Annotated in this window: 6 protein-coding genes; 4 read left to right on the plus strand and 2 right to left on the minus strand. The window is 49.0% G+C overall.

What is annotated here, in order from left to right; all coding sequences use genetic code 11:
- Positions 1-639: 639 nt before the first annotated feature.
- A complete protein-coding gene (locus BN348_RS02710) occupies positions 640-1,335 on the minus strand; it encodes a hypothetical protein (RefSeq protein ID WP_156136394.1) in 696 nt (231 codons plus the stop codon).
- A gap of 38 nt (positions 1,336-1,373) precedes the next feature.
- Complete coding sequence (locus tag BN348_RS13485; RefSeq protein ID WP_242844293.1) at positions 1,374-1,733, minus strand: helix-turn-helix domain-containing protein; 360 nt, start codon at positions 1,731-1,733, stop codon at positions 1,374-1,376.
- A 126-nt stretch (positions 1,734-1,859) separates the two neighbouring features.
- Between BN348_RS13485 and BN348_RS02720 the strand changes: the two genes are divergently transcribed.
- From BN348_RS02720 to BN348_RS02735, 4 genes are all read left to right on the plus strand, one after another.
- A complete protein-coding gene (locus BN348_RS02720; RefSeq protein ID WP_040196027.1) occupies positions 1,860-2,150 on the plus strand; it encodes a hypothetical protein in 291 nt (96 codons plus the stop codon).
- 213 nt (positions 2,151-2,363) lie between these two features.
- Positions 2,364-2,987: an ECF transporter S component gene (locus tag BN348_RS02725; RefSeq protein WP_040196028.1), complete on the plus strand. Its 624-nt coding sequence runs from the start codon at positions 2,364-2,366 to the stop codon at positions 2,985-2,987.
- 167 nt (positions 2,988-3,154) lie between these two features.
- Positions 3,155-4,960: a translation elongation factor 4 gene (gene lepA, locus BN348_RS02730; protein WP_040196030.1), complete on the plus strand. Its 1,806-nt coding sequence runs from the start codon at positions 3,155-3,157 to the stop codon at positions 4,958-4,960.
- Between the two features lie 248 nt (positions 4,961-5,208).
- Positions 5,209-5,769, plus strand: a complete 561-nt coding sequence (locus BN348_RS02735) for a YdeI/OmpD-associated family protein (protein WP_040196031.1) — start codon at positions 5,209-5,211, stop codon at positions 5,767-5,769.
- Positions 5,770-6,116: the final 347 nt, after the last annotated feature.

A 6,116-nucleotide genomic window follows, 5' to 3' on the forward strand; every position in this document is an offset into this window, starting at 1 on the left:
GCTTGGCGGAGGCTTTTTCGCTGCGGTGCAGCGGATTTCTTGTGTTTACCAAGTACCACTTGGCAAAGTGGCAGTTACTTCTTTGCGCGGCCAAAGAAGTAACCAAGAAAGGCCGCCAAAGGGGGCATGCCGCTTCGGTATAGTGAGAATGGACGTCATTCCCCCTTTGGAAACCCCCTCTGCCCGTCCGCTTCTCAGCGGGGCAAGGAAACACAGCGTTCGCTGGGTTCGAACGTCCGTCGCTTGGTAGGCTGCATTTATATATCTCTGCTCGCTCTGTATTCCGAATCCATCAGCAGTGTGACCAGTTCTATGCCGTGCGAGAAAGGTTTTGTTTTGTGCTCTAAATAAACAGGGTGGTTGCCCGACGTGCCTGTCTAAGAGAGTTGAATCCCTGTAGATTCCTTGTAAGATGCTTGATCGAAGAATCATGATATATCCATGACCAATGCAAAACCAAAAGAATCAATGTCAGTCCACGAACCAGCAAAGGTATTGGGGTACCATGAAAGAAACCCGTAGCCGGGGAAGCGTCCGCTGCTAGCTATGCCCAACCACTCAGCCCAAAACAAAAAGCCGCCCGCAGGCGGCCGAAGCAGATAACCGAATAGTTATAATCATTAAAAACAGTTTTATATTTTATATTTTAAATCTACCTTTAAAAAAACCAAAAGTTGTTCCTCCGCCATCAAGTGTAATTTTCATAGAGTTTGCATGGTCTAACGGGATATCATACTTTTGATATATATCTGTTGCATCGACTTGATATTCTTTATATAATTCTCCATCTAAAAAAATCTTCATTGTAGAATATTGACTAAAAATATGCCCTTCTGCATGACCAGCATAAAATGAAACTGATGAGTATTTTCCCGATAGATTAAATATTGCAAATGTACTTTCACTACAAGGAAGTGTAAAACCTTTTATTATTTTTTCCCCTGACACTTCAAAGGTTTTCCCATTTTTACCATCATATATTTCTGCGCCAAGTGCATTTGAAAACACTTGATATGGCGGACATTGATCCATCCAGTCCGATGAGTCTAACTCTTCATCTGTATTGGTTGACGTGTTTGACGATGAAGATTCAGAATTATTAAAACTTTCTATTTTATTTTTAAAATCGTTATACTCCTTTGAAAGTTGCTTGTAGTCTTCTTGCAGTTGATTATTTTTCTCATTTAAAGCTTGGTTTTCACTGTAAAGCATCCCTTCCATGCTTTTCTGTCCATTGTTATAACTAAATATTCCTGTAATAATCGACGACAGTACTATTCCAATAAAACCTATTATCGCTACAACTATTGAAACTGTTCCAGACTTATCTCTCATATCTGTCAATCCTATCATAAAATAATATAAACGCAAGTCTACTTTTCTTGCAACGATACCAGAAAAGTAAGATAATCTAATAACATTTTACGCTTTTCAGGCACTAACGATATTATATCGGACACCACTGATCCTAGTGTAACATAATGATAGAACGGTTCCCTTAATTTGTCCAACGAATGTTCATAGCCAGTTAAACCTAAAATATAATCCGTATTGCACTGATAAAGTTCTGCAAGACTAATTAAATGCCTAATTGGCAAAACATAGGTACCCATTTCATAATTAGAATAATATTGTTGTTTTATACCTAGAAATTTTGCAACATCTTCTTGTTTGAGATCATGATCTTCACGAAGTTCTCTAATTCTTTCGTGCAACGGTTTAACTTCTTTCACTATATACACCCCTTTCCCTGTAAAATTATTTTACAATACAATAGGTTCATAGTATTGACCGAACAATGTTTTTGATATACAATTAAAATATTCTACAATGAATCTATTTTGCAAGAGGTGCCGATTATGCTGAAAGAATTACTGAGCAAAGCTGATATCCATCAGCTTCGCGAATATTTCATCGATGACATCAAGATCGACCGGATCGAACCGGATCGATACTGCAAAGACGTGCTGGAACCGGAACGGGAAATGCTGCGCACTGTGCAGGCGTTCCATCCCTGCAGCACAAAGGAATACGAAATCCTGACAGAAAAAATCTATTCCGTCATCTCCGCCAATCAAAACGCCTATTTTGAACTGGGCCTGAAAGCCGGCGCAAAGCTGATGGTTGAACTGCTCTCCAAAAGCGAATAGCGCCATGCCTTCTTATAGAATCAGATTATTTTTCGGTTCTATCTTGCGAAATGCGGCAAAAAACTGTATAATAATAAGTTGATGAAAACCTGTGCAGATTCCCGCGCAGGTTTTCCAATTCCCCTGCCTGAGACAGGGGAACGACATCCCTTTCGGCGAAGCCGACAAACCGATCCATTTGTCTACATTGAAAAGGAAAGGAATGTACATACTATGAAAAATAAGACTACCAGAACGATGGTGCAGATCGCCCTGCTGTGCGCGATCGAAATTGTGCTGGCTCTGACCCCGCTCGGATTCATTCCGCTTGGATTCACCCGCGCTACCACAATCCATATCCCGGTCATCATCGGCGCCTGCCTGATGGGCCCGGCGGCCGGCGGTTTCCTGGGCGGCGTGTTCGGCGTGCTGAGTCTTCTGATCAACACTTTTACGCCGACGGCTACCTCGTTCGTCTTCACGCCGTTTTACAGTGTCGGCAACATGAGCGGCAACCTCTGGAGCGTGGTCATCGCGCTTGTGCCGCGCATCCTGATCGGCGTCGTCGCAGGATATTTATTCCGGTTCTTTACCAGAAAGAATTTCAATCAGACCGCGTCGCTCGCCATCTGCGGCGTAGCCGGGTCGCTTGTCAATACACTGCTCGTCATGGGCGGCATCTATGTGTTCTTTGGAGACGCCTATGCGGCTGCGCAAAATAAACCGATAGAAGCGTTGTTCGGTTTTATCATGGGCATCATCGGCGTCAACGGCGTACCGGAGGCGATTGTCGCCGGCATCCTGGTCGCCGCGATCACCAAAATCCTGCTGGCAGTCAACAAACGCCGGACAATCTGAGAGCTTCGCAAAAACTGATAGGGGATTATCATATCAGCATATCAAGAGCAGATTTCTAGTACAAACGGCTTGCCGCGGTTCGAAAACCTCTGCGGATGGACAGCCGATTCCGGTTATATGAGAACCATGCTTACCGATGTAAAGTACTTTTATGAGGTGAAAAACGTATGCATCAATCACGCGATAAGATTCGCAATTTCTGTATCATAGCGCATATCGATCACGGAAAATCTACGCTGGCGGACCGCATCCTGGAAAAAACCAGTGCCGTTGCTCTGCGTGACATGGAGGAACAGCTGCTCGACAATATGGATATCGAGCGCGAAAGGGGCATCACGATCAAGGCAAGGGCGGTCAAGCTCAATTACACTGCGAATGATGGGGAAACCTATACGTTCAACCTCATTGACACGCCGGGACACGTCGACTTCAACTATGAGGTCTCCCGTTCCCTTGCCGCCTGCGAAGGCGCGGTCCTTGTGGTGGACGCCTCCCAGGGCATTGAAGCGCAGACCCTGGCGAACACCTATCTTGCCATCGAACATGACCTGGAGGTCGTGCCGGTCGTCAACAAGATCGACCTGCCGTCCGCCGACCCGCAGCGGGCCTGCCATGAGATCGAGGATATCATCGGCATCCCCGCCATGGACGCGCCGCGCATCTCGGCTAAAATCGGCCAGAACATCGAGGAGGTGCTCGAACGCATCGTGACCGACGTCCCCGCGCCGCAGGGAGATGAAACCGCGCCGCTGCAGGCGCTGATCTTCGATTCCTATTATGACAGCTATAAGGGCGTCATCGTCTATGTCCGCGTCAAGGAGGGCACCGTGAAGCCCGGCACCCGCATCCGCATGATGGCGACGGGCGCCGAGTTCAGCGTCGTCGAGGTCGGCTACATGGGCGCGACCGAGCTGGTTCCCTGCGACGAATTGTCAGCCGGTGAGGTTGGCTATATCACGGCCAGCATCAAGAATGTGCGCGACACGACGGTCGGCGACACGGTGACCGATGCCGACAATCCGGCAGATGAACCGCTTCCCGGCTACCGCAAGGTTACGCCGATGGTCTTCTGCGGCATCTACCCGGCGGACGGCGCGAAGTATCCGGACCTGCGCGACGCGCTTGAAAAGCTTCAGCTCAACGACGCGTCCCTGACCTTCGACCCGGAAACCTCGATCGCGCTCGGCTTCGGCTTCCGCTGCGGCTTCCTGGGCCTGCTGCACATGGAGATCATTCAGGAGCGGCTGGAGCGTGAATACAATCTTGATCTGATCACGACCGCGCCGAGCGTCATCTATAAAATCATGATGACCAGCGGCGAGACGGTTTACATCGACAACCCGACCAACTATCCGGACCCGGCGAACATCATGGACGCCGAGGAACCGATGGTCAACGCCAGCATCATGACGCCGACCGAGTTCATCGGCAACATCATGGAGCTGTGCCAGGAACGCCGCGGCGTGTACAAGGATACCCAGTATCTCGACACCGACCGCGTCGAGCTGCACTATGAGCTTCCGCTCAACGAGATCATCTACGATTTCTTCGACGCGCTCAAATCCCGCACCCGCGGCTACGCGTCGTTTGACTACGATATGAAGGGCTATGAGCCGTCCAAGCTTGTCAAGCTCGACATTCTGCTGAACGGCGATGTCGTCGATGCGCTGTCCTTCATCGTGCATGCCGACAAGGCCTATCCGCGCGCGAGAAGGATTGCGGAAAAGCTCAAGGACAACATCCCGCGCCAGATGTTCGAGGTGCCGATCCAGGCTGCCATCGGCGGCAAGATCATCGCCCGCGAAACCGTCAAGGCGATGCGCAAGGATGTCCTTGCGAAGTGCTACGGCGGCGACATCACGCGTAAAAAGAAGCTGCTTGAAAAACAGAAGGAGGGCAAGAAGCGCATGCGCCAGCTCGGTTCCGTAGAGGTTCCGCAGGAGGCGTTCATGGCGGTGCTCAAGCTCGACTGATCAAAATAGAATCCTGTAACTTTGCTGTCAAAGCAAAAAAGCCCATGACATCCTGCATGGGCTTTTTAAATGCTATTCATTTTTCATAAGAAAGACATCATCTACACGAACGAAACGCCATCCCGCACAGCGGCATGGATTTGCGGCGCAATACATGCTATGTTGCATCCATGTCATGCGGGATGTGAAGTGATTGAACACGGATTTGCATTGTTTCGGCAATGGGATTCAGGGAGGAGGTCCATACGATGAGCGATATGATGGTATTTTCCAATCGGGAAGAATTTAGAAGCTGGCTGCAGGAAAACTGCCGGTCAAGCGCCGGTGTCTGGCTGCTGTTCGGCAAAAACGGAGGACCGAAAACGATCAAAGCAAGCGAAGCACTTGAAGAAGCCCTGTGCTATGGATGGATCGACGGGCAGATGCAGAGCATCGATGAAACCACCTATAAAAAGTATTTCTCTTTGCGCAGAGAAAACAGCAAATGGTCTGAAAAGAACAAAGCATTGGCTGAAAAGCTGGAGAAACAGGGCACCATGACCGATTACGGCAGGGAGAAGATCGAGGAAGCCAAGAAAAACGGCCAGTGGGATGCCCCGAAGTCTCCGGCAGTTACAGAGGAACAGATTGCATCTTTATCCTCGATACTGAAAGAATATGAACCCGCTTATACCAATTTTTCGGCGATGTCTCCTTCTGTCAAGAAAACATACACACGGGCATACTTCGACGCAAAGACAGACGCGGGACGCACAAAACGCCTGGCATGGATGGTTGACCGGCTCAACCAGAATTTAAAGCCTATGTGAGCAATATCCATCGGCGTTCATTCAATCAATACTATTTACAATACAGCGATGAACCAGATATTCTGAACCCTCCTAAAGGCAATTTTTGTCCACGAACTTATCAGGATGGTTACCGGGGCACAGAGCCAAAAACCTTGCGCCCCTTTGGAACGCCCTGTGGCTTCCGTACCAGCCAAAGTATTGGGGCACTATGAGAGCATCCTGTAACCGGGGAAGCGTCCGCTGCTAGCCATGCCCAACCACCCTGCCCAAAGCAAAACGCCGCCCGCAGGCGGCCAAAGCAGATAACAGGATATCAGAGGGGATTTCCAAGGGGGCCATCTGGCCCTAAGCGGCACACTGTATGG

The sequence above is a fragment of the Candidatus Soleaferrea massiliensis AP7 genome (genome assembly GCF_000820765.1).
GTDB classification, from domain to species: Bacteria; Bacillota; Clostridia; order Oscillospirales; family Ruminococcaceae; genus Soleaferrea; species Soleaferrea massiliensis.